Source organism: Klebsiella terrigena, from assembly GCF_006539725.1.
GTDB classification, from domain to species: Bacteria; Pseudomonadota; Gammaproteobacteria; order Enterobacterales; family Enterobacteriaceae; genus Klebsiella; species Klebsiella terrigena.
The window spans coordinates 406,706-432,798 of the sequence record NZ_BJNO01000002.1 but is presented as its reverse complement, the minus strand read 5'-3'; the positions used below and the strand labels follow the sequence as shown (position 1 = coordinate 432,798).

The window sequence follows — 26,093 nt, the reverse complement described above, 5'->3', positions numbered from 1 at the left end:
GGAAACAGGAGACGAGCAATGTCTGATAAACACCATAACCCGCAGTACCCCCTACCGTCTGTAGACGATGACCGCGAAGCGAAACCCGGTCTTGACTCGCTGGCCCCTGATGACCAGCAGTGGCGGCCAACCCCGCACCCCACCGCCCCTGGCGAAGAGCCAACCGCCCCCGGCAGCCTGAAAGCGCCCGATACGCACAGCGACAAGCTTGACGCCCTGCAGAGCCAGCGTAAAGGCGGGGAAAATTTCCCGCTCACCACCAACCAGGGCGTCCGCATCGCCGACGATCAGAACTCCCTGCGCGCGGGAAACCGCGGCCCGACGCTGCTGGAAGATTTTATCCTGCGCGAAAAAATTACCCACTTTGACCACGAACGCATACCGGAGAGGATCGTCCACGCCCGCGGTTCGGCCGCACACGGCTATTTTCAGGCCTATCGCAGCCTGAGCGACGTCACCAAAGCCGATTTTCTCGCCGACCCGGCAAAGAAAACGCCGGTATTTGTCCGCTTCTCTACCGTGCAGGGCGGCGCCGGCTCCGCCGATACGGTGCGCGATATCCGCGGATTCGCCACCAAGTTCTATACCGACGAGGGGATTTTCGACCTCGTGGGCAACAATACGCCGATCTTCTTTATCCAGGACGCGCTGAAATTTCCTGACTTCGTCCACGCCGTGAAGCCCGAACCGCACTGCGCCATGCCGCAGGGGCAAAGCGCTCACGACACCTTCTGGGACTACGTCTCCCTGCAGCCCGAAACGCTGCATAACGTCATGTGGGCGATGTCCGATCGCGGGCTGCCGCGCAGCTACCGGACGATGGAGGGCTTTGGGATCCATACCTTCCGCCTGATAAACGCCCAGGGTAAGGCCACCTTCGTCCGTTTCCACTGGAAGCCGGTGGCGGGCAAAGCCTCGCTGATTTGGGACGAGTCGCAAAAGCTGACCGGGCGCGATCCCGACTTCCACCGCCGCGATCTGTGGGAAGCCATTGAAGCCGGTGACTTTCCCGAGTATGAGCTCGGCCTGCAGCTGATCCCCGAAGAGGATGAGTTTGCCTTCGACTTCGATCTGCTGGACCCAACCAAGCTGATCCCCGAGGCGCTGGTGCCGGTGCAGCGGGTGGGCAAAATGGTCCTCAACCGCAACCCGGATAACTTCTTTGCCGAAAACGAACAGGCGGCGTTCCATCCAGGCCATATTGTGCCGGGGATCGATTTCAGCAACGACCCGCTCCTGCAGGGGCGGCTGTTCTCCTATACCGACACGCAAATTAGCCGCCTTGGCGGGCCCAATTTCCATGAAATCCCGATCAACAAGCCCACCTGCCCGTACCACAACTTCCAGCGGGATGGCATGCACCGGATGGATATCGACACCAATCCCGCCAACTATGAGCCAAATTCGATCGGCGATAACTGGCCGCGCGAAACGCCACCCGCTCCCCGGCGCGGCGGCTTTGAATCCTACGCCGAGCGCGTGGATGGCGAAAAAATTCGCCAGCGCAGCCGCTCCTTCGGCGAATACTATTCGCATCCGCTGCTCTTCTGGCGCAGCCAGACCCCGTTTGAGCAGCAGCACATTATCGACGGCTTCAGCTTTGAGCTGAGTAAGGTGGTCAGAACCTGGATCCGTGAGCGGATGGTCGATCAGCTGGCCCATATCGATATCCGGCTGGCCGAGGCGGTAGGGAAAAATCTCGGTATTGCGCTTAGCGACGCCCAGCGCGCCATCACGCCGCCGGCGGACGTCAACGGCCTGAAAAAAGATCCTTCTCTGAGCCTGTACGCCATTCCCGACGGGGAGATCAAAGGCCGCGTGGTGGCGGTATTGCTCAACGACCGTCCGCTTGCCCAGGAAATACTCACTCTCCTACAGGCCCTGCAGGCGAAAGGCGTCCATGCTAAGCTACTTTTCTCACGGATGGGGGAAGTCAGCGCCGATGACGGGACCCTGCTACCCGTTGCCGGAACCTATGCCGGCTCGCCTTCGCTAACGGTGGATGCGGTGATTGTTCCCGGCGGCAACGCGGCCAGCCTCAGCGCCAGCGGCGACGCGCAGTACTATCTGCTGGAGGCCTACAAACACCTGAAGCCCATTCTACTGGCCGGCGATGCGCGACAGTTCAAGTCGCTGCTTCAGGTTGCCAGCCAGGGCGAAGAAGGGATTGTCGAGACCGACGCCGTCGACTCACCGGCGATGGATAATCTGTTAACCCTGATGAAGGCGCATCGGGTGTGGTCCAGAAGCGGGAAAACGGCGACGATCCCGGCATAGTAAAAGGCCCGGCGGCGTCACCGCCGTCGGGCCCTTATCACCGGCAAACCCATTGTTTAGACGTCGCGGTAGGTACCGAGACGATAGCCGCGTTCGGCAACCGCATATTTCAGCGCCTCGGAGGTCAGCACCTCCAGCTCCGCCAGCCGCGGGTGGCAGTAGGCGCTGCTCATGATGGCGTGGTCAATAAACGCCGGATGGCACATCACCTCCAGCGACGCCTCTTCCCGCTGGATTGAATCATCCAGGATCTGCAGCAACAGCGCTTCAGAAATCGCCTCCCCGTAGAACTCGCTGGCAAAACCCTCGCTGCTGCGCGCCGCATCCTGATCCAGGCCGTCGCGCTGCGCCAGCTGGCGGTCAATACGCAGCGCCACGCCCTTCTCGCGGGCAAACGCCGCCACGATGGGGTACACCGGCGCGATCATATGCACATGGTGATGGCTGTCAATATGCGTCGGTTCACAGCCAAACAGCTCGATAAACCGGCGATACTGGCACTCCAGCTCGTGCGCGATCTCATCCAGCGGCAGGCTACCCTCTTCCGCCATCTGCCAGATCCACTTCCCCAGACGCCCTTCACGGACGAGACCCGGCATCGCGGAGAGCGGCTCGCCCAGCGTCAGGACAAAGTGCATCCCGACGCCCAGCTCGGGCACGCAGCGGCTGAGCTGGGCCGCGTGGCCGATCGCCGCACCGTTAACCAGCGCCGTGGTGGAGGTCACCAGCCCGTTTTTGCAGGCTTCAATAATGCCGTAGTTCTGCCCCTTGCTGAGGCCAAAATCATCGGCATTAACGATTAACACGCGTTCCATCAGCCGCTCCCGTTACTGTTTCAGTTTCGCAATCGTCGCCGCAAAGTTGGGCAGCCACTTTTCATGCGCGAGGATCATTTCACGCGCCAGCATTTCGGCATCGCGGTCGGAGTGAATCAGCGGGCTCAGATTGAGCGCCAGCAGAACATCGTTCAGCTCACCGCTTATCGCCGCCTGGCTCGCCGCCACTTCAAAGCCCTTGATGGTGTAAATAAGCCCCTGGACTTTCTCATCGAAATGGGTGATGCGCGGCGTCGGCTTCGCCCCATCGCGGCCGAGCGTACAGGTCATCTCCACCGCCCAGTCGGCCGGAATATTATCGATGTGCCCATTGTGCGGGATATTCACGTAGTGCTCGGTCTGCTTATCGTTGTAGATAGCGTTGATCACTTCGCAGGCCGCGTCGGAGTAATAGGCTCCGCCGCGCAGCTCCAGCTCCTTCGGCTTAACGTTGAGATCCGGGTTTTTATACAGCTCGAAGAGCTGTTTTTCCACCTTCTGCACCACCTGAGCGCGCGCGCCGCCCTTATAGTACTCGCCCATTTCAATCGCCAGCATCTCTTTTGGCTTGAAGTAGTACAGCAGATAGGAGCACGGGATCAGGCGCAGGGAGCGGATCAGCCCTTCGCTGAACGGCAAGTCGAAGATGTTTTTCACCGAGTTGGCGCTCAGGCTGCCGGAGGCGACGCCGTCCAGCAGTTCGTCAAAGCGCGATACGCCGTTCACCAGCACGTCGCGGACAAACACGAGGTGGTTGAGGCCAAACAGGTCGATATTCAGCTCATCGCTCGGGCTCAGGCGCAGCACGTCGGTGATAAACATTTTCATGCCGATCGGAATGTTGCACACGCCGATAAAGCGCCGGAAGCCCGTGTGGCGATACACGGCTTCGGTCACCATTCCCGCCGGGTTGGTAAAGTTAATCACCCACGCGTCCGGGCAGATCTCCTGCACATCTTTAACGATATCAAAAATCACCGGAATGGTGCGCAGGCCTTTGAACAGGCCGCCGGCGCCGTTCGTTTCCTGGCCAAGATAGCCGTGGCTAAGCGGGATACTCTCGTCTTTCTCACGCGCCTTCAGCTGGCCAACGCGCAGCTGAGTGGTGACGAAGTCCGCGCCTTCCAGCGCCGCGCGGCGATCCAGGGTTTTGTAGACTTTCAGCGGAACGCCGGCTTTTTCGACCATCCGCTCGCAGAGAGCGTAGATAATATCGAGCTTCTCCTGCCCTTCCGCCACGTCCACCAGCCACAGCTCCGTAACCGGCAGCTCGTGATAACGCTTGAGAAATCCTTCGAGGAGTTCAGGGGTATAGCTGCTGCCGCCGCCGATAGTAACGATTTTTAATTTCTGGCTCATCATATTCTCCCTTGTGGCGCCACGAATTGCGCGTAGCCCACTCGCCGTATCAATACGGAGAGTTAACTTGAATATTTTCCAGCGCGGAAGGTTCCGCTCCGGTTAATTAAGGATGGTAAGCTTTTTACGATAATTGCTTGGCGTAAATGAGGTCAGCTTTTTGAATGTTTTAATAAACAAACTGGGGCTGCTGTATCCTGATTCGTAAGCAATATCGGTTACCGAGTAGTTGGTAATTTCCAGCTGTTTCTTAGCGAAGTTGATGCGAATGTCATTAATAATCTGCATCGGCGTTTTACCATAATAGCGTTGGGTCGCTCGGGTTAAATATTCCTGAGTTTTCCCGGAGAGCTCAACCATCTGTTCAAGCGCCCCTTCGCCAAATTTATGTTTATCGTGCATATCCTCGACGGTATTTTTTAGCCACTGCGGAATAACATCCTGCACCGGCTCCTCGCGGTAGTGCCGTAAACGGTTAATGGTATAAAACGAGACCAGCTCAATAAATTCGTCAAATTCAGTTTCGCGAAAGTTCAGCGAAGCAATCACCGATTCGATGTAGCTGAGAAAGGTGCTTTTGACCGCGTAGACCTGAGAAGCAACCAGACCAAACGGCAGCAGCGGCAGATAGTGTTTCTCAAAGAAACTGCGGCTGATGCCGACGTTAAGAATGCGCGTCGCGCCAAACTCGTAAAAGCTTTGATGGTGCGACCCCATTGGGATGAAGACAAAATCCCCGCGCTCCAGCAGCACCCGTTTGCCGTTAATCTCCTGATAATAGCGCCCGGTTAAAACGATGGTGTATTCGTAATAGTCATGCTGGTGAAGCCCGCTCACGCTCTCGGTCTTGTTATAGATAACCACATGAAAATTATTGCCGTTGAAGAGCTGCTGTTCGCGGGCGGTACTAATTTCTGTGGTCATCATCTTTGGCTGCCTCATCGTGTAGATGGCCTATTGTACCTTCTCATGGAGTTCAATCAATTCGGCAACCAGTTCGCGGGCCAGCATTGAGGTCATCAGATGATCCTGCGCATGAACCAGCACCAGGCTGACCTTCATTTTTCCTTCGCCCTCATCGCTCTCAATCAGCTGAGTCTGTACGCGGTGGGCTTCGCTCAGCGCCATCCGCGACTGCTCCATCATCGCTTTCGCGGCGGCGAAGTCGCCCTGTTTCGCCTGCTTCAGCGCGGCATAGGCCAGGCTGCGTGCCTGTCCGGAGTTGATAATCAGCCCCATCACCACCTCTTCGAGGTCATTCTCAGGCATCTCTGTTGCTTCAATATGGTCCAGATCAAACATAATATTCCCTCATTTCTCAGGCGGTACGGGAAGCCTCCCGTACCGCTCGACATCAGAATTTCAGTGCGTTAGCGATATCTTCTTCACTCTCTTCCTGCTCGATGGTGCTTTGCGCTTTATTAGAAATCGCGACAAACGGCAGGTAGACCAGGGTCGAGATACCCAGGTTGAACAGCGCCACCAGCAGAGCAGCGACGCTGCCGTTACTGTTAAAGAAGGCGCCGAGGCCGGTCGGCATGGTCCACGGAGCCAGGTTGGTCACCGGTGGAATAATCCCCATGCTGTAGGCCGCCAGGGTGATGGCTGCCAGAATCGGCTGCACCAGCACGAACGGGATAAACATCACCGGGTTCATGATAATCGGCAGGCCGAACAGGATCGGTTCGTTAATCTGGAAGATGCCTGACGGCAGCGCCAGCTTAGCAACCTGACGATGGTCAGCGCGGCGTGAGCCGATAAAGATGGCGATAATCAGACCCAGAGTCGCACCGGAACCGCCCAGCAGGATGTAGGAGTCGAGCATCGGCTTGGCCCAGAAGTGGAACTGTTTGCCCGCCTCAATGGCCGCTTCAACGGAGCCATACTGGTTATACAGCGCGATGTTTTCCAACGCCCATGGGGTCATGATGCCGTTATCCAGCGCGGTCAGCGCCAGCGAACCGTGTACGCCAAAGAACCACAGCAGGGAGTTGAAAATAACGTACGCCCAGCCGACAACGCTACCCATCGCCGCCAGCGGCGTGGAGATGGAGTCCATAATAATCTGGTGGAAGTTGCTGCCATACGAGGCCAGCAGCCAGGAGACGATGCCGAAGATCGACAGGATCAGGAAGCCCGGGATCAGCGCCGAGAAGGAACGCGATACCGATGACGGCACGCTCTCCGGCAGGGTAATGACCCAGTTGCGGCGAATAACGAAGGTGAACAGCTCCGCCACCACCAGACCAATAATCATCCCCGATATAATGTTTTGCCCGCCCAGCCAGTTGGCGCCCACGGCGTAGGCGTCGCCGACGCTATAGGGGGTGACGGTCATAAATGCCGCGACGGCTAACAGCCCGGCGGCCATCGGGTCGACCTTGCGCTCTTCCGCCAGCGCCGCGCCGATGAAGAACGGCGCCATCAGCGACATAATGCCGAGCGTACCGTTATAAACGTTACCGCCGATAGCCTTAAAGCTGTTTAAGGTTTCAATGGTTGAGGCATCCAGGCGGATCCCCATTGAATAGAAGAACGAGCCTTCACCAAAGCTAAGAAATACGTTGTTAATTAATACGAACATGGCCCCGGCGAGGGTCAGCGGCATTAATTTAATAAAGCCGTTTTTAATCGCATTAATATGCGGTTGCTTTCCTATTTTAACAGCAAAAGGAAGGAGTACCTTTTCAAGCGAGTCAATCACTTTACTCATAGTCAATACCCTTTAAAAGCCGTAACCGTGCAATTACGGCATAATGATGAAATTACTCTTTGACGGGAAATAAACTCTTTAATATTCGGTTAGCCGGCAGTGTACATATTTCATGAAAGCGAAATTGACTTTACCCGTTACCCGAAAAGTGAGTTTTAAAATTAAATTATTGTGCAGCAGCTTTCTTAATGGCCGCAACGGCCGCTTTCAGAACACCTAAACCATCAACCTTGCCGTACAGCGCAGAGTCGATCACTTCCACCGGCTTATTGGACAGCAGCCGCTGAATCTCGGGAAGCATATATGCAATCTGTGGGCCTAATAAAATCACGTCGGCTTCCGGCCCCTTTTCCCCGGCGAGGGTCTCAGGAAATGCTTCAATAATGACCGGCACCTCATATTTTTCAGCTTGGGCACGCATTTTGGATACCAGCAGCGAAGTGGACATTCCAGCCGAGCAGAACAAATAGATATGTTTCTTTTCCATGAACGCTTCCTCAATTTGTAGAACCTGGCGGCCTCCTGGCAGAATATTATGCCGAAGAACCGGGTAAGGCCTGACACTGTTCAATTGATATTGTTTATGCATTGAGTATACGGCATCCCCTGGCACCTGGATAATTCCTGGTTAAACAAAATTGTCTCTCATTGACCTCGCGTTTTGACTACCTTCACATTTCCCTCAAATAATTCGCGCAATTAAATAAGCATCAGCACGCATAAAAAAGCCCGACCAGGGGTCGGGCATTCGTAGAGCTCAGTATCACGTACTACTTGCTGTTGCGCGGGTCCGTATCGTACTCCGAGCAGGTCTGGTAGCCGGAGTTCATGACGTGACCGGTCTCGTCAAGCGCCACAAAATAGGTTTCCATTTTACCATCCCGTTGACCCAGGATGTAGGTCTGGCAGGTGCCGCGGGCGTGGATCATCGTCACCTCAGATGACGGTTTGCCCGCCACCTGCAGTACCTGGGAGCGCGACATCCCTTTTTTGACATCTTTAACAACCGGCTGTGTGAACTGGTCTGCAGTACGATCGTAGGCTGTACAACCAGCCAGCATGGTCAGTACTGCCGCTGCGCCCATAAGTCCTGCTAAATTCTTATTCATATTCCGTCCTCTTTTATTTGGCGTGTGAATAAGCCTGGAATAAATATCGTTATTTTTCAAGCCGAAGGTCGATTTAAGCGAAATTTCAGTGCGATATGCCGGATTAGCCCGCCGCAGCGTGCCGTCAGCCGGCCGCCGCGCGTACCATAAAAAAATCGTATGTCATTGATTGCCTTCTTTTGCAGCACTCAAAACGACGATCCTTGTCGTTTCAACGGCAAAGAGGTAGCTTTAAGCCATGCTGGTTGCCAAACAGATTCACTTTCCGGAGGGCGCGATGACGCTACAACAAGAAATTATTCAGGCGCTGGGTGCCAGTCCCCAGATCGATACAGACGGTGAGATCCGCCGCAGCGTAGATTTTTTGAAGTCCTATTTGCAGACCTATCCCTTTATTAAGGCGCTGGTTCTGGGCATCAGCGGCGGCCAGGATTCAACCCTGACCGGTAAACTGTGCCAGCAGGCTATTAATGAGCTGCGGGCAGAGGGTGACGATAGCCGCCAGTTTATCGCCGTGCGCCTGCCTTACGGCGTGCAGGCGGATGAGCAGGATTGCCAGGATGCCATCGCCTTCATCCAGCCGGATCGCGTGCTGACGGTCAATATTAAGGGCGCGGTGCTGGCCAGCGAGCAGGCGCTGCGGGAAGCCGGGATTGAGCTCAGCGACTTTGTTCGCGGCAATGAAAAAGCGCGCGAGCGCATGAAGGCGCAGTACAGCATCGCCGGCATGACTCACGGCGTGGTGGTCGGCACCGACCATGCGGCGGAAGCAATCACCGGATTCTTTACCAAATACGGCGACGGCGGCACCGATATCAACCCGATTTTCCGCCTCAACAAGCGTCAGGGTAAACAGCTGCTGGCGCGCCTGGGCTGCCCGGAGCATCTGTACAAGAAGCTGCCGACCGCCGATCTGGAAGACGATCGCCCGTCCCTGCCGGATGAAGCCGCGCTGGGCGTCACCTACGATAATATTGACGACTATCTGGAAGGCAAAACCCTCGACGAGAAGACGGCCAAAATTATCGAAGGCTGGTACCTGAAAACGGAACACAAGCGTCGGACGCCGATTACCGTCTTCGACGACTTCTGGAAGAGATAGTCCTGCCCCATCGCCCCGGCGCCGGCCGGGGTTATTTTTTGTCCTTTTCGCCCTCTCCCCTGGCTGCTATACTGGTTAAATAAACAGCATCAGGAGCCATTGTGGTCAGAAGGCAATCCGCCCCGCGTCTGGAGTTTGAAGCGGCGGCAATTTATGCATATCCCGAACATCTGCGTCCCTGGCTGGCGTCTTTGCCCAGCCTGCCGGGCGTCTATCTGTTTCACGGCGAAAGCGACACCCTGCCGCTCTATATCGGTAAAAGCGTCAACATTCGCAGCCGGGTGCTGTCGCATCTGCGCACCCCGGACGAAGCCGCCATGCTGCGCCAGGCTCGGCGCATTAGCTGGCATCGTACCGCGGGCGAACTCGGCGCGCTGCTGCTCGAAGCGCAGCTGATTAAGCAGCAGCAGCCGCTGTTCAACAAGCGGCTACGGCGCACGAAACAGCTCTGCTCGCTGCTGCTGAGCGACGCCCGCCCGCAGGTGGCGTATGCCCGTGAGCTGGACTTTTCCCGCCAGGAGCATCTTTACGGCCTGTTCGCCAACCGCCGCGCGGCCCTGCAGGCGCTGACCAGCCTCGCCGATGAACACCGGCTGTGCTACGGGCTATTGGGGTTGGAACCGCTCAGCCGCGGCCGGGCCTGCTTTCGTTCCGCGCTGGGGCGCTGTGCCGGCGCCTGCTGCGGTAAAGAGAGCGTTGAAGCCCACAACACGCGGCTGCACGCCAGTATGGCGCAGATGCGGCTGGTGTGCTGGCCCTGGCCGGGCCCGGTCGCGCTGGAAGAGAAAGGGCCCGATATGACCCGCTATCATGTGATTCATAACTGGCTGTGGTTGGGGGCGGTCGAGACGCTAGCGCAGGCGCAAACGCTGACGCAGCTGCCGGCGGGCTTCGATCATGACGGCTACAAAATTCTCTGCAAGCCGCTGCTGCGCGGCGATTTTACGCTCCACCCTCTCCAGCCAGGGCTCTAACAAACGAAAAAACCGCCGGTCCTGCCCAAAGCCTGACGGCGTATGTTGGGCAGAACCGGCGGTCTTCATTCCGCGGGCTGAATTACTCAGCAGATGGAGGCATTTTACCTTCCGGCGCTTTACGATCTGTCAGATGCTTCTCAAAATTAGCATTGAACTGTTTTTTCTGTTCCGGCGTCAGAATGTTGTAAATCTTGTTCTGGGTTTCGATACGAGAGAGCGCCATATCTTTATGCTGCGCTTCCATCTTGTCGATTTGCGCTTCCGCTTTCGCCTTATCGAAGGTATCGCTGGCAATCAGCGCATGCATCGCGCGGCGCTCGTCGAGAGACGGACGTTTCATATTTTCGCGCTGGCTCTTCATGATGTCGCGGATCTGCTGTTTCTGCGCATCGGTTAGGTTCAGACCTTTAAACATCATATCGTGCTGGCCGCCAGGCATACCTTTATGGTGCATCATAGGTTTGCTGTCGGTCGGGGCCGCGGTGGTGTCCGCAGCGTGAGCAAGGTTAGCGGCACCCAGGGCCAGAGTAGAGGCAACAAACAGAGCAGTAATCTTCTTCATATTCAGTCCTTACTTTAAGTTATTCTTACGGCCTGATGCCGTGTTGACGAGATAAACTTTACGACGTTTATCGTCAATTAGTCAGAGCAAGCGTAAAACAATGAAAGTGTAAAAAACATTTTCTCACCAATTGTGGAGAAAATAAGGAAAATGAGGAGATAATTGCAACGAAAAATAATTAAGAAGCTGTTTTATAAAGAAATCGTGGAGATTATAAAGCAGCAGAGATTAAAAACAAAGCGGTTAGCCAGGAATAATCTGTAATCAAACGTCAGAGCACGAAAAAATAAGATTATACAAGACGACCGACGGTGAGAATTTACGCCGCCGCGGTCAGGCAGCGGGCGTATTTATGTTCAGGGCAGCCGCTCCAGCATCAGCCCGGCGCGCAGGCCCAGCGCGACCGAAGGGTTCGGGAACAGCACGTACTCCTCGGCCTTTTCCACCACGTAGCGAGTCTCACCGTCCTCCGCCAGCAGCGTCCCGGCGCTAAACGGCGTAAAGTTAAGCGTCTGCGCCGACATATGCAGCTGAAAACATTCGCTGGCGCGGGTGATCTGCTGTACCACCCGATAGCGCAGCGCTTCGTGCCCCTCTTCTACCGCCAGGTCGCCGACCAGTAAACGCATCAGCGCGCGCTGGGTCACGGCAAACTGCGTCAGATCGTTCGTGCCAAACGGCAGCGCCTTGCCCAGCTCAAGGGTACAGGCGAGCGCCGTAAAGCGGTCGCTGCTGAAGTGGGTAAACGTGCCCGCCGGCTGCTGATGAAAGACCAGCGCCTCCAGCCCCGCTGCGCCCAGCCAGCTAAGGAAGGCGTCATCCCACGGCGCCGGTCGCGCCGGAAGCACCCCAAAACGAACGTGATGCGATCCGCGGATGGCGGTATGCAGATCGAGATGCCAGCGCGCGCCGCTGGCGTCGGCATAAAACCGCGTCAGCACCGTTTCCAGCCGCCGCGCCCGCCTCGTTTCATCGCTGGCGGGGAAGCTCTGCCAGCGTCCGCTAAACATGCGGTTGATGTCGCTATCGAGATAGCGCCTGTCGGCCCGCAGCGCCGGAGGATTACCCAACACCACCAGCAGCCGCCAGCGCAGCGGCAGCTCGCCGCTGAACAGCTGCCGCAGCAGGATGTCGGTCATCTCTACCGGCGCGGTTTCATTACCGTGAAGTCCGGAAGAGAGCACCAGCGCCCGCTCGCAGCGCGCATGCGGCGTGAGCTGAAGCACGCCGTGGTCCAGCCAGTGCCAGCGGAAGTGCGCCGTTTCACCGTGAAAATGATGGGGCAAACGCCCCGCGAGGGTTAATGCCAGAAAGTCGTCCACTGCGCCACCTCTATTGCTGGAACGGGTAAACGGAACCGAGCTGCATAATCTGCGTCAGCCGGTCAAGGGCCTCGCGTCCTTCGCTCAGCAGCTGCGGGTCAGCCAGATCCGCCTGCGTCAGACGATCGCGGTAGTAGCGCTCGACCCAATCGTTAAGGGCGATGAACAGGCGATCGTTCATCAGCACCGCCGGGTTGACCGCCCGCAGCTCCTCTTCCGTTAGCACCACCCGCAGACGCAGGCAGGCCGGGCCGCCGCCGTTGGCCATGCTCTCGCGCAGATCGTAGACCTGCAGCTCATCGATGGGGTTGTCCTGCTCCAGCAGCCGGTTCAGATAGCGCCAGACGCCGGCGTGCTCCTGCGCCTCCTGGGGCAAAATAAGCCGCATCGCGCCGCCGGGTTTACTCAGCAGCTGGCTGTTAAACAGGTAGGTCGCCACCGCCTCTTCAACCGTCACCGCGCTGGTCGGCACCACCACCGGCGTAAATCCGGCCACCTGTCCGGCCAGCCGATGCAGCAGCTGCGGCTGATCGACAAACGCTTCTTCATGGCAAAACAGCACCTGCTGATTGCTCACCGCAATGACATCGTTATGAAAAACGCCTTTATCGATAACCGCCGGGTTCTGCCGGGCGAAGACGATCTGCCGGGGGTTAACCTGATTGAGCCGCGCGACGGCCTGGCTGGCCTCCAGCGCCTGGCGCGCCGGATAGCGCGTGGGCAGGCCGTCGCCTCCCTGCTCGCGGCCATAGACAAACAGCTGCAGGCCGGGCGCGCCGTACTCGCCGCCGAGGCGGTTATGGTTCGCCGCGCCTTCATCGCCAAACAGCGCCACCTGCGGAAGCGCCGGATGTACGGCAAACCGCCGCTCATCCGGCAAAATGGCGCGCAACAGCGCCTCGGTGGTCGGCGCCTCGCTGGCGCGGTGGAATTTGTCGTTCAGATTGGCGACGGTCAGATGCACCCTGCCATCCAGCGAATCGGCAGAAGGCGACACCGTCGCGGCGTTGGCCACCCACATTGAAGAAGCGGAGCTGGCCGCGGACAGCAGATCCGGCGCCTGCCGCGCGACGCGCTCCACCACCTGCGCATCGCTGCCGGTAAAACCAAGCTGGCGCAAAAGCGCGACGTTTGGCCGCTCCTGCGGCGGGATCACCGCCTGCTGATAGCCCGCGTCCGCCAGCGCCTTCATTTTTTTTAGCCCCTGCTTCGCCGCCAGCTGCGGGTTCGATACCCGATAGCGATGCTTCGTCGAGGCCTCGTTGCCAAATGAGAGCCCGGCGTAGTGGTGCGTCAGGCCAGGCAGCCCGTCAAAATTCACTTCCCACGCGTTCATCATGCCGTTCCTTGCTGGAAGTCGAGGCCCGGGCTGAGGGTTTCCGGCAGCGTCAGCTCCGGAGACTCCAGGCTTGCCATCGGCCAGGCGCAATAATCCGCCGCGTACCAGGCGCCGGGACGATGGTTGCCGGACGCGCCGATGCCGCCAAAGGGTGCGGTGCTGGCGGCGCCGGTCAGCGGTTTGTTCCAGTTCACGATCCCGGCCCGCGCCTCCAGCAGCAGCTGGTCAAACTTCTCGCGCTCGGCAGAAATCAGCCCGCACGACAGCCCAAAACGCGTGGCGTTGGCCAGCGCGATCGCCTGCTCAAATTCGTCATAGCGCCAGACGCAGAGCAGCGGGCCAAAGACCTCTTCGTCTTTCACCCCGGCAACATCGGTCAGCTCGACGATCCCCGGGGTCAGCAGCGAGGTTCCGGCCGCCAGCAGCCGCGGCTCCAGCAGCGTTCTGCCGCCGTTGGCGACGTGCTGCAGCCAGGCCTGATGGACCTTCTGCGCCGCCTGCGGGGAGATTAAGCCGCCGAGGAACGGCTGGGGCTCAGCGTCCCACGCGCCGGGAATGAGCCGCTGCGCAACGGCCACCAATCGCGCCAGGAACGCATCTCCGGCCTCGCCGCGCTTCACCAGCAGACGGCGGGCGCAGGTGCAGCGCTGCCCGGCGGTAATAAAGGCCGACTGGATGGTCAAATGCACGGCGGCATCAATATCCTGCGGCTCGTCAACGATCAGCGGATTGTTGCCGCCCATTTCGAGCGCGAGGATCTTCTCCGGCTGTCCGGCCAGCTGGCGATGCAGCTGAAAGCCGGTAGCGGAACTGCCGGTGAACAGCAGCCCGTCAATATCGGGCTGGCCGCTCAGCGCCTCGCCGGTTTCGCGCCCGCCCTGCAGCAGGTTCAGCACTCCCGGCGGCAGGCCCGCTTCGGCCCACAGCTTCACCACCGCCTCGCCGCTCTGCGGCGTCAGCTCGCTCGGTTTAAACACCACCGTATTCCCCGCCAGCAGCGCCGGTACGATATGGCCGTTTGGCAGATGGCCGGGGAAATTGTACGGACCGAATACTGCCAGCACGCCGTGCGGCCGATGGCGCAGCGTCGCCGACCCGTCGCCCATGGCGGTTTGCGCCTCGCCGGTACGGCTGTGGTAGGCCTTGAGCGAAATGGCAATTTTATTGATCATCGCGCCAACTTCCGTCGCCGCCTCCCAGCGCGGCTTGCCGGTTTCGGCGGCAATGATGGCCGTTAGCGGCGCTTTGTTGGCCTCCAGCAGGGCGGCAAACTTTTCGACGATCGCCTGGCGCACGCGAAGCGGCGCTTTGGCCCACGCCGGAAACGCGCGCCGGGCGGCCTCAACCGCCTGCGCAACCTGCCCGGTGTCGGCGTCATTGCCCTGCCACAGCGGCTCGGCGCTTACCGGGTTGCTTTTACTGCGGGCCGGGCCGCGCCCGGTTTGCCAGTCGCCGTTAATCCATAGACTCATCACTTTTTCTCCTCGGGGATCAGGCGCACCATGCGGATACGGTCACCGGGGTGACATTTGAGGGCATCCAGCTCGCGGGCGCTCAGCAGCAGACGATCGGTATCGGGGTCGGCCTGCACCAGCATCGCGCGAAACTGCTGATACTGCTCGTTGGCGACCAGGCACAGCGGCCACTCGCCCGGCGCCGGCTGTCCTTCAGCCACGGCGACCAGCCGGCTTTTGCGAATCGCCCGCACCCGGTCGATATCGCACTCCAGGGTTGGGCCGCCGTCAAAAATATCGACATAGTTGCGGTAGCGGAATCCCTCCTTCTCCAGCACCGCCCGCGCAGGAGCGGTTTGCGGATGCACTTCGCCAATGACCGCCCGCGCTTCATCGGATAAAAAGTCGATATAGAGCGGATGCTTCGGCATCAGCGCGGCAATAAACGCCTTCTGCCCGGTGCCGCACAGATAGTCAGCGCGGGAAAACTCCATCGCAAAGAAGCGTTTGCCCAGGCTTTCCCAGAACGGCGAGTAGCCGCTGTCGTCGATGACGCCGCGCATCTCGGCGACCACTTTTTCATTAAAGCGCTCACGGAAGGCGGCCATAAACATAAAGCGTGATTTCGACAGCAGGTAGCCGTTGCCCTCTTTACGCCACGCCGGGTCGAGAAACAGCGTGCACAGCTCGCTGCTGCCGGTGTGGTCATTGCTGAGAAACAGAGTCGGCAGCGCGTTATAGACGTTCAGCTCTTTTGAGGCGTGCACCTGGGTGCCGACGCGGTAGTTGTACCAGGGATCGTTCAGCCCTACCGCCACCTCGACGGCGCAAATGCCCACCACCGCGCCGCTGGCCGTATCTTCAAGGACGAAGACGTAGCCCTGCTCGCCTTTCGGCAGCTCGCCGCGCCAGGTCTTTTGCGAGCGTTCGATCCGCGCCGCCAGCGTCGCTGCGTCGGCCGGCAGCGAGGTCAGGCCGCCGCCGGTTTCACCCGCCAGCGTCAGCAGCCCCGCCAGATCGCCCTGTTCCACCGGACGGATAACCATCATGATGACGCTCCCGCGAGGAAGTGACGGCAGGCCAGCTCAAAGCGATCCAGACCGGCGTTCACCTCTTCCTCACTCACTATTAGCGCCGGCGCGAAGCGCACCACGTTCGCGCCGGCAATCAGGATCATCAGCCCATCCTCCGCCGCCTGGGTGCTGATGGCTTTGGCCTTACCGGCGTACTCATCCTTCAGCACGCAGCCAATCAGCAGCCCGAGGCCGCGGGTCTCTTTGAACAGGCCATAGCGGGCGTTAATCGCCTCCAGCCGCTCGCTGAACCACTGGTGCCGCTGCTTAACGCCGTTCAGCACCGCCGGCGTATTGATAATCGACAGCACCTCGCCGGCGACCGCGCAGGCCAGCGGGTTGCCGCCGTAGGTCGTGCCGTGGGTACCCACGGTCATCACGCTGGCGCACTCTTCGCTGGCCAGCAGCGCGCCAATCGGGAAGCCGCCGCCCAGCGCCTTGGCGGTCGACAGCACGTCCGGCGTCACGCCGTAGTGCATGTAGGCATACAGCTCACCGGTGCGCCCGACGCCGGTTTGCACCTCATCGAAAATCAGCAGCGCATTGTGGGCGTCGCACAGCTCGCGCAGGCCGCGCAGGAAAGCCGGGTCTGCCGGCACCACGCCGCCTTCACCCTGTATCGGCTCGACGATAACCGCACAGGTATTGTCGTCAATCAGCGCCCTGGCGGAGTCCAGATCGTTATATACCGCGTGCTGGATCTGCGGCGGCAGCGGCGCAAAGTCTGCGGAATAGGCTGGCTGGCCGCCGGCAGAAACGGTAAACAGCGTCCGGCCGTGGAACGCATTCCTGAACGCCACGATGCCGCTTTTCTGGCTGCCGTAGCGGTCATGAGCGTATTTGCGCGCCAGCTTCAGCGCCGCTTCGTTGGCCTCGGCGCCGGAGTTGCAGAAAAAGACGCGATCGGCAAAGGTGGCGTCAATAAGCTGTTTCGCCAGCCGCAGCGCCGGCTCGTTGGTGTAGCCGTTGCCGGTATGCCAGAACTTCCCGGCCTGCTCCGTCAGCGCGTTCACCAGCCGAGGGTGCGCGTGCCCCAGCGCGTTCACCGCGATGCCGCCGGCAAAATCGATATACTCTTTCCCCTGCTGATCCCACAGGCGTGAGCCCTCACCGCGTACCGGAATAAACGCCGCCGGCGCGTAAACCGGCATCATCCATTGATCAAAGTTGCTGCGCGTAATTGACTGAGACATATCGACCTCTTCCGGTAAATAAAAAGTATGAATAATGTTAAATATTATGAGTGATTACGCTGTAAATGTAGATTGCACGCATCGTGCCAGCCAGAGGAAAAAATGCATAAACTGAGGTAGATCGCGGAATATCAATAGCTTACAAAAATGAAATATTCACATTAAATGCATAAATAGTGAATAACAATCCGATAAAGGCCGATGAACAGTGAATAAAACAGATACTTTATTCATCAGTAAGATATAATTCTGTATTTGTGATCCTCTACGAAATTTATCGTAGATATTCGCCCTTTTTTGGCGCGGGACGCGCCAGAATGGTGCAGGATTTGGCCATTCGCCGCCCTGCGCCCGGCGCGGCGGACAATAAAATGCCTTCCGGCAGCCAGCCTGCCGAATTTCTGCTAACATCCCTGCACTATTCACCTTGCACAGTGGCAGCGACTATGAAATTTGTCTCTTTTAATATCAACGGCCTGCGTGCGCGCCCGCATCAGCTGGCCGCCATCGTCGACAAGCATCAGCCTGACGTCATTGGCCTACAGGAAACCAAAGTTCACGACGACATGTTCCCTCTCGAAGAGGTGGCAAAGCTCGGCTACAACGTGTTCTACCACGGACAGAAAGGCCACTACGGCGTCGCCCTGCTGACCAAAGAGACGCCGGTTAGCGTCCGTCGCGGCTTCCCGGGCGATGATGAAGAGGCCCAGCGCCGCATTATCATGGCGGAAATCCCCAGCGCATCAGGTAACGTGACGGTGATCAACGGCTACTTCCCGCAGGGCGAAAGCCGCGATCATCCGACAAAATTCCCCGCCAAGGCGGCGTTTTACCAGAACCTGCAGGACTACCTCGATAACGAGCTGAAAAAGGACAATCCGGTGCTGATCATGGGTGATATGAACATCAGCCCGACGGATCTCGATATCGGCATCGGCGAAGAGAGCCGCAAGCGCTGGCTGCGCACCGGTAAATGTTCGTTCCTGCCGGAAGAGCGTGAGTGGATGCAGCGCCTGCTGGACTGGGGCCTGGTCGATACCTGGCGTCACGCCAACCCGGAAAACAACGAGCAGTTCTCATGGTTCGACTACCGTTCCAAAGGCTTCGACGACAATCGCGGCCTGCGTATCGACCTGCTGCTGGCCAGCACTCCGCTGGCGCAGCGCTGTATCGAAACCGGCATTGATTACGAAATTCGCGCCATGGAAAAACCCTCCGATCACGCGCCGGTATGGGCCAGCTTTAAGCCGTAACCCACGCTGACCAGACTCTCCGCCCTCTGCCGGCGGAGAGTCTGATTATCCTGAGCAAAATCAACAAAGCGGCGGTAATCCGTTGTTGTGCTGCGCGATTTACTATACTGTCGCGCGCACCGTTATTTCCCGAGAACAGGCTCAAGGCGCGCGGTTTATACAGGAGGCCCCAATGCAAAAGAAGCCGTTATCGCGCTGAATATAAACTGCTGCTTGCCGCTATTCTGCTGTGCACTGCCGTCAGCGCCGTCTATTACTTCGGCCTCGGCGGGCTGCTGACCCATTTTCGTCATCTGCAGACGCTGATCGCGCAAAGCGGCGCCTTCGGCTATCTGCTCTATATCGCGCTATTTATTGTCGCCACGCTGTGCCTGATCCCTGGCACTATTCTGGTGGCGGTCGGCGGTATTGTCTTTGGCCCGCTGACGGGCACGCTTTTATCGCTCTGCGCCGCCACCGTTGGCTCTGCGCTCTCATTTCTGCTGGCCCGCTGGCTGGGCCGCGACGCGCTGCTGAAATACGCCGGCGATACGGCAACGCTGCGGGCAATCGAGCGCGGCATTGCCCGTAACGGCAGCGATTTTTTAATTCTGACGCGGCTGGTTCCGCTGTTTCCCTATAATATCCAAAACTATGCCTATGGCCTGACGGCCATTTCGTTCTGGTCATTTACGCTTATTTCCGCACTCACCACTCTGCCGGGTATCTTTATCTATACCCTGATGGCCAGCGAGCTCGCCAGGGCGGGAATAACCCTCGCGTTTATGCTTAAACTGAGCCTCGCCGGCATGGCGCTGTTTGGCCTGGTTCAGGCGGCAAAAATGTTTGCTCGCCGTCGGCGGATCGCACCCGATAATATCAAGGCTGAGGATGAGACCCGATAAACCGCGCCCGTTCCGCTACTCTCGGCTCGCGACCGTCGTCGCGCTGGCCGCCGCGCTGCTTATCGGCTGGCGGGTGCCTGCCGCGAATGAGTTTATCCAGCGCAGCCTGGCGGCGTTCTCGGCGTTAGATCCGCAGGCCATTGAGCGCTTTATCGACTCGTACGGCCCGCAGGCGGCGCTGGTCTCCTTCGCCCTCATGATCCTGCAGGCCGTGGTCGCCCCGCTGCCCGCCTTTTTAATCACCTTCGCCAACGCCTCGCTGTTTGGCGCATTCTGGGGCGGCGTTCTCTCCTGGGCCAGCGCGATGGCGGGCGCGGCGCTGTGCTTTTTCATCGCCAGAGTCTTCGGCCGCGAGGCGGTTGAGAAGCTGACCGGAAAAACGATTCTCCGCAGCATGGACGCCTTTTTTGATCGCTACGGCAGGCACACCGTGCTGGTCTGCCGGCTGCTGCCGTTTGTTCCGTTCGATCCTATCAGCTACGCCGCCGGCCTCACTTCCATTCGCTTTCGCCAGTTTGCGATCGCCACCGGCATCGGCCAGCTCCCGGCCACCATCGTCTACTCCTGGGCGGGCAGCCTGTTAACCGGCGGAATCTCCTGGCTGGTCACCGGACTCTCTATTTTGCTGGCGCTGGCGGTGGTTATCGCTATCGCCAAAGCGCGCTATTCTGAACGTCAAAAGAGGAATTCACCATGAGTTTGCCGCCGCTGGACTCCGTTCCGCCGATCCTCCGCCCGCAGGCCTGGCTGCACCGCCGCCACTACGGGGAGGTGCTCAACCCCATCCGCTGGTGGGGGCGCATTCCGTTTATTTTTTACCTGGTGTCGATGTTTGTCGGCTATCTCGAACGCCGACGCTCGCCGCTCGACCCGGTGCTGCGTTCGCTGGTCAGCGCGCGTATCGCCCAGATGTGCCTGTGCGAATTTTGTATTGATATTACGCAGATGAAGCTGGCGCAACGCAGCGGCGGCCGCGATAAATTACTGGCGGTCGCCGACTGGCGGCACAGCGGGCTGTTCAGCGATAGCGAGCGGCTGGCGCTGGAATATGCCGAGGCCGCCAGCCTGACGCCCCCCACCGTTGACGATGCGCTGCGCGACCGGCTGGCAGCACGCTTTGATGCCCGGGCGCTCACCGAGCTGACGGCGCTGATCGGCCTGCAAAATCTCTCCGCGCGCTTTAATTCCGCCATGGCCATCCCGGCGCAGGGCCTGTGTCGGATCCCGACCTCCGGGCCTGCAGATTCAAATCATAAGGAGTGAGTATGCGTTGTTGTTGGATTTGGCTGGCGGCGCTGCTACTGATGCCGCTGGCCGTCAACGCCGGCGAGAGCTGGCAGCAGACCGAAGCGCAGGCGCGCGGGCAAACGGTGTGGTTTAACGCCTGGGGCGGCGATCCGGCGGTCAACCGCTACCTGGATTGGGTCAGCGAAGCGGTTAAGCGCGACTATGCGATTGACCTGCGGATCGTTCATATTGCCGATGCCGCCGATGCCGTCAGGCGGATCCAGACCGAAGCGCGGGCCGGGCGCAGCCGGGGCGGCTCCATTGACCTGCTGTGGGTTAACGGCGAGAACTTTCACACTCTGAAAGCCGCCGGGCTGCTGCAAACCGGGTGGGCGCAGACGCTGCCCAACTGGCGCTATGTCGATCGGCAGAAGCCGGTCAGCGAGGATTTTTCCATGCCCACCGACGGCGCGGAGTCGCCGTGGGGCAGCGCCCAGCTCACCTTTATCGCCCGCCGCTCGCAAACCCCGGACGGGCCGAAAAGCCCGCAGGCGCTGCTGGCGTTTGCCGCCGCTCATCCGGGAAGCGTCACCTATCCCCGCCCGCCGGACTTCATCGGTACCGCTCTGCTGGAGCAGCTGCTTATCGAGCTGACCCGGCAGCCCGACGCCCTTCGCCAGCCGCCGCAGGCCGCGAGTTTTGCCGAGGTCACCGCCCCGCTGTGGCGCTATCTCGACGAGCTTCATCCGCTGCTGTGGCGCGAAGGCGGCGATTTCCCGCCCTCCGCGGCGCGCATGGATACCATGCTGGCGAACGGCACCCTGCGCCTCTCGCTCACCTTTAACCCGCTGCATGCGCAGCAGAAGGCCGCCAGCGGCGAGCTGCCGAAGGATAGCTACGGATTTGGCTTCACCAAAGGCACCCTCGGCAACGTGCACTTTGTGACGATCCCGGCCAACGCCCGCGCCTCGGCGGGGGCGAAGGTGGTGGCGAATTTTCTGCTGTCGCCGGCGGCGCAGCTGCGCAAGGCCGATCCTGCGGTATGGGGCGATCCGAGCGTGCTTGACCCGCAGGATCTGCCGCCGGCCGAGGGCGAAGCCCTGCGGCGGCTGATGCCGCAGAATATGCCGCCGGTACTGGCGGAACCGCACGCCGCCTGGGTTGACGCGCTGGAGCAGGAATGGCTGCGCCGCTACGGCACGCGCTGAGCCTGCTGGCGTGGGGCGCGATGGGGCTGATTTATCTGCCCCTGCTGCCCGCGGCAGGGCTGATGCTTGCCCCCGCGCTGCGTCTCTCCCGCTGGCAGGCGCTGTTTGCCGATCCGCAGCTGTGGCAGGCGCTCAGCGCAACCCTGGTCTCAACCCTGCTGTCGGTCGGCGGCGCGCTGCTGCTCACCCTGACCGTCACCGGGGCGCTGTGGCCCTCCCGACGCTGGCGGCGGCTGGCCGGGCGTCTGCCGCTGCTGCTGGCGGTACCGCACGTGGCCTTCGCCACCGCCGCGCTGCTGCTGTTTGCCGAAGGCGGCTGGTGGTATCGGGTCTGTACCTTCTGCACGCCCGCCGTCGATCGCTACGGCCTGGGGCTCGGCCTGACGCTGGCGGTGAAGGAGAGCGGCTTTTTGCTGTGGGCGATCTACGGCCTGATGGGCGAAAAGCGGCTGGCTGAGCAGGTTACGGTGCTGAAGAGCCTCGGCTACGGCCGCTGGCAGTGCCTGCACTGGCTTATTCTGCCGACGCTGATGCCCTCGCTGGCAATTATCCTGCTCGCCACCACCGCCTGGAGCCTGTCGGCGGTAGACGTCGCGCTTATCCTCGGTCCGGGAAATCCGCCAACGCTGGCGGTGCTGGCCTGGCAGTGGCTAAACCAGGGAGACGAACTGCAGCAGGCAAAAGGGGCGCTCGCCAGCCTGCTGCTGGTGGGTATTCTGGGGCTGCTGGCCGCCGGCGCGTGGGGAGCCTGGCGCCTGTGGCGTCGGCAGATACCGGACCTGCGCGGCGTGCGGCGTCTCCACTCCGGTGCGGGCGTCGGGCGCGTGGTGGCCATCGTCGTGCCGCTGAGCGGCCTGCTCTGCGCCCTGTTTCTCGCCGCCGTCGCGCAAACCGCCGTTCCGGCAGGCGCCAGCGTCGCCAACAGCCTGAGCCTGGCGCTCCTCTCCTGCGCGCTGGGCGGCATCATTTGCCTGCTGTGGCTGGAGTATGGACCTTCCCGCGGCGACGGTTGGGTCTGGCTGCCGCCGCTTCTCCCGGCGCTGCCGCTGGCGGACGGTCAGTATCAGCTGGCGCTCTACGCGTGGCTGGACGGGCGGCTCTTCACCGTCCTGTGGGGTCACCTGCTGTGGGTCGTGCCGTGGATGCTGTTTATTTTGCGCCCGGCATGGCGCAACCGCGATCCGCGCCTGGAGCTGATCGCCCGCACGCTCGGCTGGCGACGCGGGCGGATATTGTGCCTGGTTAAGCTGCCGCTGCTCGCTCGCCCGCTGCTGGCGGCGCTGGCGGTTGGCTTCTCGGTCAGTATTGCCCAGTATCTGCCAACGCTCTGGCTGGGCGCCGGACGCACGCCGACCTTAACCAGCGAAGCCGTGGCGCTGAGCAGCGGCGGGGATACGCAAAACCTTGCCGCTCAGGCATTATGGCAGCTGCTGCTGCCCGCGCTCTTCTTTACCCTCACCGCCCTGCTGGCCTGGCTGGCGGGCCGCTACCGACGAGGATTACGCTAGTGCTGACCGTGAACAACCTGACCCTGACGCTCAATGGCAGGCCGCTGCTGCGGAACGTTGAATTTTGCGTCGCCCCGGGGGAAGTGCTGACGCTGATGGGCCCCTCCGGGAGCGGGAAATCGACGCTGTTTGCCTGGATGGCCGGCGCGCTTGACGAGAATTTTCACGCCGCAGGCGAACTGTGGCTGGACGGCGAGCGCTGCGACGGACGCCCCACCGAGCGGCGGCGAATCGGCGTCCTTTTTCAGGATGCCCTGCTGTTCGATGGCTTTAGCATCGGGCAAAACCTGATGCTCGCGGTGGCGCCTGAGGTTCGCGGTGCCGAACGGCGCGCCCTGGTGGAGCACACCCTGGATCGCGCCGGGCTGGCGGGGTTCTACCCTCGCGATCCGGCGACGCTCTCCGGCGGACAGCGCGCGCGCGTCAGCCTGCTGCGGGCGCTACTGGCCCGGCCGCTGGCGCTGCTGCTGGATGAGCCGTTTAACCGCCTCGATGCCGAACTGCGCGCCGATTTTCGCCGCTGGGTGTTCGACGAGCTCGCCCGGCTGGCGATCCCGGCGGTGCTGGTCACCCACGACGGCCACGATATCCCCGCCGCCGGCCGCTGCCTGCAGATGAGCCGCTGGCAATGAAAACCGCCCTGACCTGCGTTATCGCAAAGAATTCACCGCCGGGAGCGAGGAGAATAGCCGCTCAATTTTCTACTGTCGGGCATTTCGATGAAACGTGTTTCTCAATTGACCGCGCTCGCCCTGCTGGTTGGGCTTGCTGCTTCCTCCACTTTCGCTGCTGACGCCATGCCAGCGCTGACGCTCTCCGCCCTGCAACAACAGCACGGCGTCGCCATCGATACCCGCCTGAGCGCGTTTTATAACGGCTGGCCGCAGGCCAACGGCGGCCCGCAGGGCCACGAGCCGCAGGCGCTGAACCTCTCCGCCAGCTGGCTGGGCGCCATGAACGACCAGCAGCTCGGCGCATGGGCAGCCAGGCATCGGCTGCAGGCCGCAACGCCCGTTGCGCTGTACGGTAGCGATGAGGACAACGCCCGGGTTGCCGCTCGCCTGAAGGCCGCGGGCTTTACCCATATCAACACCCTGAGCGATGCCCTCAGCCAGCCCGCGCGCCTGCAAAAGCTGCCGCACGTCGAACAGCTGGTCTACCCTCAGTGGCTGCACGATCTGCAGCAGGGTAAAGCGGTCGCCGCCGCACCCGCCGGCCAGTGGAAAGTTTTTGAAGCCGCCTGGGGCGCGCCGAAATTTTATCTGCTGAACCACATTCCTGCCGCCGGCTATATCGACACCAACGAGGTGGAGAGCGAACCGCTGTGGAACAAAGTCTCCGACGCGCAGCTGCAGGCCCTGCTGGCAAAAAACGGCATTCGTCATGACACCACGGTCATTCTCTACGGCCGCGACGTCTACGCCGCCGCGCGCGTGGCGCAGATCATGCTGTATGCAGGAGTGAAGGACGTCCGCCTGCTCGACGGCGGCTGGAAAACCTGGTCCGACGCCGGGCTGCCGGTCGAACGCGGCATGCCGGCGAAGCAGAAGCCGGAGCCGGACTTTGGCGCCGTTATCCCCGGACAGCCGCAGCTGATGCTGGATATGGAGCAGGCGCGCGGGCTGCTGCATCGTCAGGATGCCTCGCTGGTCAGCATTCGCTCGTGGCAGGAGTTTATCGGCACCACCAGCGGCTATAGCTACATCAAGCGCAAAGGTGAGATTGCCGGCGCGCGCTGGGGCCATGCGGGAAGCGATTCCACCCATATGGAGGATTTCCATAATCCGGATGGCACCATGCGCAGCGCCGACGACATTACCGCCATGTGGCAGCAGTGGAATATTCGCCCCGATCAGCAGGTCTCTTTCTACTGCGGAACCGGCTGGCGCGCCTCAGAGACCTTTATGTACGCCCGCGCGATGGGCTGGAAAAACGTCTCTGTCTACGACGGCGGCTGGTACGAGTGGAGCAGCGATCCTAAAAATCCGGTACAGAGCGGCGAGCGCGGCCCGGATAGCAGCATATAGCTGGCCTACGCCTGGCGCTGAACCTGCTTCAGCGTCAGGTAGCCGCTGTAGATGCGGGTCGCCGTCGTCAGCCAGCACAGTCCGCCGAAGACCCACGCCAGCCAGACGAAGTGCGCCGGAAACAGGCAGCACAGTACGAACAGCAGGATCGTCTCCGTCCCCTCCGTCAGGCCGCCAATATAGTAAAACGATTTATGCGCATAGCCCGGATTATCAATCTGGTGCTTTGCCGCCAGCGCCGCAAAGGCAAGGAAGCTGCTGCCGGTACCGATAAAGGCAAACAGCAGCCATCCGCCGGCAACGGCGTTGTGCAGCGGATCGGCGAGGATAAAGCCAAACGGCACCAGCGCATAAAACAGGAAATCGAGCGCAATATCGAGAAAGCCCCCGGCGTCGCTTAGCCCTCTGCGGCGCGCCAACGCCCCGTCAAGCCCGTCCAGCAGCCGGTTCACGACAATGGCCGCCAGCGCCGCGTAATACCATCCCGCCGCCAGTAACGGCAGCGCCAGTACGCCAACGGCGAAGCCCAGCAGGGTTACGCCATCGGCGGAGATGCCGGGGCGGTCGAGCCGCGCGGCGCAGGCGTTGAGCAGCGGCTTCAGGCGGGGGTGCAGATGGCGGTCGAGCACGGCATATCTCCAGCGGGCTAAGGGGTTGTCTGGGCGTCACAAAGGCGGTGATAATAGGCCAT

General features: G+C 60.4%; 25 protein-coding genes. 11 read left to right on the top strand and 14 right to left on the bottom strand.

The window, feature by feature from the left end; all coding sequences use genetic code 11:
• Window positions 1-18: 18 nt before the first annotated feature.
• Window positions 19-2,277 (top strand): catalase HPII, encoded by a 2,259-nt coding sequence (gene katE, locus RTE01_RS04865; protein ID WP_134525666.1) that lies wholly within the window; start codon window positions 19-21, stop codon window positions 2,275-2,277.
• Between the two features lie 56 nt (window positions 2,278-2,333).
• Here katE and chbG read toward each other — a convergent pair whose 3' ends face one another.
• From chbG to osmE, 7 genes are all read right to left on the bottom strand, one after another.
• The gene (gene chbG, locus RTE01_RS04860; RefSeq protein ID WP_123551310.1) at window positions 2,334-3,092 is read right to left on the bottom strand and encodes a chitin disaccharide deacetylase; all 759 of its coding nucleotides are present in this window, start codon (window positions 3,090-3,092) and stop codon (window positions 2,334-2,336) included.
• 12 nt (window positions 3,093-3,104) lie between these two features.
• Window positions 3,105-4,451, bottom strand: a complete 1,347-nt coding sequence (locus tag RTE01_RS04855; RefSeq protein WP_141334742.1) for a 6-phospho-beta-glucosidase — start codon at window positions 4,449-4,451, stop codon at window positions 3,105-3,107.
• Between the two features lie 102 nt (window positions 4,452-4,553).
• Entirely contained in the window at window positions 4,554-5,393 is an 840-nt protein-coding gene (gene chbR / locus RTE01_RS04850) for a transcriptional regulator ChbR (RefSeq protein WP_045855029.1), read from the bottom strand.
• Window positions 5,394-5,405: 12 nt separating this feature from the next.
• Window positions 5,406-5,753, bottom strand: a complete 348-nt coding sequence (gene chbA, locus RTE01_RS04845; protein ID WP_041145138.1) for a PTS N,N'-diacetylchitobiose transporter subunit IIA — start codon at window positions 5,751-5,753, stop codon at window positions 5,406-5,408.
• Between the two features lie 52 nt (window positions 5,754-5,805).
• Window positions 5,806-7,164: a PTS N,N'-diacetylchitobiose transporter subunit IIC gene (gene chbC, locus RTE01_RS04840; protein ID WP_041145137.1), complete on the bottom strand. Its 1,359-nt coding sequence runs from the start codon at window positions 7,162-7,164 to the stop codon at window positions 5,806-5,808.
• Between the two features lie 166 nt (window positions 7,165-7,330).
• Window positions 7,331-7,651: a PTS N,N'-diacetylchitobiose transporter subunit IIB gene (gene chbB, locus RTE01_RS04835; RefSeq protein WP_041145136.1), complete on the bottom strand. Its 321-nt coding sequence runs from the start codon at window positions 7,649-7,651 to the stop codon at window positions 7,331-7,333.
• 283 nt (window positions 7,652-7,934) lie between these two features.
• A complete protein-coding gene (osmE, locus tag RTE01_RS04830; protein ID WP_041145135.1) occupies window positions 7,935-8,273 on the bottom strand; it encodes an osmotically-inducible lipoprotein OsmE in 339 nt (112 codons plus the stop codon).
• 277 nt (window positions 8,274-8,550) lie between these two features.
• Here osmE and nadE point away from each other — a divergent pair, with 277 nt between their 5' ends.
• Together nadE and cho are read left to right on the top strand one after the other, a co-directional pair.
• Window positions 8,551-9,375 (top strand): ammonia-dependent NAD(+) synthetase, encoded by an 825-nt coding sequence (nadE, locus tag RTE01_RS04825; protein WP_045855467.1) that lies wholly within the window; start codon window positions 8,551-8,553, stop codon window positions 9,373-9,375.
• Between the two features lie 101 nt (window positions 9,376-9,476).
• Window positions 9,477-10,349, top strand: coding sequence for an excinuclease Cho (gene cho / locus RTE01_RS04820; protein WP_134525664.1), 873 nt, complete (start codon window positions 9,477-9,479; stop codon window positions 10,347-10,349).
• 82 nt (window positions 10,350-10,431) lie between these two features.
• Here cho and spy read toward each other — a convergent pair whose 3' ends face one another.
• From spy to astC, 6 genes are all read right to left on the bottom strand, one after another.
• Window positions 10,432-10,914, bottom strand: coding sequence for an ATP-independent periplasmic protein-refolding chaperone Spy (spy, locus tag RTE01_RS04815; protein WP_076945352.1), 483 nt, complete (start codon window positions 10,912-10,914; stop codon window positions 10,432-10,434).
• 356 nt (window positions 10,915-11,270) lie between these two features.
• The gene (astE, locus tag RTE01_RS04810; protein WP_134525662.1) at window positions 11,271-12,236 is read right to left on the bottom strand and encodes a succinylglutamate desuccinylase; all 966 of its coding nucleotides are present in this window, start codon (window positions 12,234-12,236) and stop codon (window positions 11,271-11,273) included.
• 10 nt (window positions 12,237-12,246) lie between these two features.
• Window positions 12,247-13,572 (bottom strand): N-succinylarginine dihydrolase, encoded by a 1,326-nt coding sequence (astB, locus tag RTE01_RS04805; protein WP_141334746.1) that lies wholly within the window; start codon window positions 13,570-13,572, stop codon window positions 12,247-12,249.
• Complete coding sequence (gene astD, locus RTE01_RS04800) at window positions 13,572-15,047, bottom strand: succinylglutamate-semialdehyde dehydrogenase (protein ID WP_141334740.1); 1,476 nt, start codon at window positions 15,045-15,047, stop codon at window positions 13,572-13,574. The genes astB and astD overlap by 1 nt, the downstream gene beginning before the upstream one ends.
• Window positions 15,047-16,078: an arginine N-succinyltransferase gene (astA, locus tag RTE01_RS04795; protein ID WP_115193063.1), complete on the bottom strand. Its 1,032-nt coding sequence runs from the start codon at window positions 16,076-16,078 to the stop codon at window positions 15,047-15,049. Before astA ends, astD begins: the two co-directional genes overlap by 1 nt.
• Window positions 16,075-17,295 carry a succinylornithine/acetylornithine transaminase gene (gene astC, locus RTE01_RS04790; protein ID WP_041145128.1) on the bottom strand — a complete coding sequence of 407 codons (1,221 nt, stop codon included), beginning with the start codon at window positions 17,293-17,295 and terminating at the stop codon, window positions 16,075-16,077. The genes astA and astC overlap by 4 nt, the downstream gene beginning before the upstream one ends.
• Window positions 17,296-17,741: 446 nt before the next feature.
• Here astC and xthA point away from each other — a divergent pair, with 446 nt between their 5' ends.
• The 8 genes from xthA to RTE01_RS04750 all read left to right on the top strand — a co-directional run bounded on the left by xthA (window position 17,742) and on the right by RTE01_RS04750 (window position 25,402).
• Entirely contained in the window at window positions 17,742-18,548 is an 807-nt protein-coding gene (xthA, locus tag RTE01_RS04785) for an exodeoxyribonuclease III (RefSeq protein WP_076945345.1), read from the top strand.
• A gap of 224 nt (window positions 18,549-18,772) precedes the next feature.
• Window positions 18,773-19,432 carry a TVP38/TMEM64 family protein gene (locus tag RTE01_RS04780; protein ID WP_134525660.1) on the top strand — a complete coding sequence of 220 codons (660 nt, stop codon included), beginning with the start codon at window positions 18,773-18,775 and terminating at the stop codon, window positions 19,430-19,432.
• On the top strand, window positions 19,419-20,129 hold the full coding sequence (locus tag RTE01_RS04775) for a TVP38/TMEM64 family protein (RefSeq protein WP_134525658.1): 711 nt from the start codon (window positions 19,419-19,421) through the stop codon (window positions 20,127-20,129). Before RTE01_RS04780 ends, RTE01_RS04775 begins: the two co-directional genes overlap by 14 nt.
• Complete coding sequence (locus tag RTE01_RS04770) at window positions 20,126-20,695, top strand: carboxymuconolactone decarboxylase family protein (RefSeq protein WP_076945342.1); 570 nt, start codon at window positions 20,126-20,128, stop codon at window positions 20,693-20,695. Before RTE01_RS04775 ends, RTE01_RS04770 begins: the two co-directional genes overlap by 4 nt.
• 2 nt (window positions 20,696-20,697) lie before the next feature.
• Entirely contained in the window at window positions 20,698-21,867 is a 1,170-nt protein-coding gene (locus tag RTE01_RS04765) for an ABC transporter substrate-binding protein (RefSeq protein WP_134525656.1), read from the top strand.
• Window positions 21,840-23,375: an ABC transporter permease subunit gene (locus RTE01_RS04760; protein ID WP_134525653.1), complete on the top strand. Its 1,536-nt coding sequence runs from the start codon at window positions 21,840-21,842 to the stop codon at window positions 23,373-23,375. The genes RTE01_RS04765 and RTE01_RS04760 overlap by 28 nt, the downstream gene beginning before the upstream one ends.
• Window positions 23,375-24,007, top strand: a complete 633-nt coding sequence (locus RTE01_RS04755; protein ID WP_134525651.1) for an ATP-binding cassette domain-containing protein — start codon at window positions 23,375-23,377, stop codon at window positions 24,005-24,007. Before RTE01_RS04760 ends, RTE01_RS04755 begins: the two co-directional genes overlap by 1 nt.
• 87 nt (window positions 24,008-24,094) lie before the next feature.
• On the top strand, window positions 24,095-25,402 hold the full coding sequence (locus RTE01_RS04750) for a sulfurtransferase (protein WP_134525649.1): 1,308 nt from the start codon (window positions 24,095-24,097) through the stop codon (window positions 25,400-25,402).
• Between the two features lie 5 nt (window positions 25,403-25,407).
• Here RTE01_RS04750 and RTE01_RS04745 read toward each other — a convergent pair whose 3' ends face one another.
• Window positions 25,408-26,031, bottom strand: a complete 624-nt coding sequence (locus RTE01_RS04745) for a CDP-alcohol phosphatidyltransferase family protein (RefSeq protein ID WP_115193071.1) — start codon at window positions 26,029-26,031, stop codon at window positions 25,408-25,410.
• Between the last annotated feature and the right edge of the window lie 62 nt (window positions 26,032-26,093).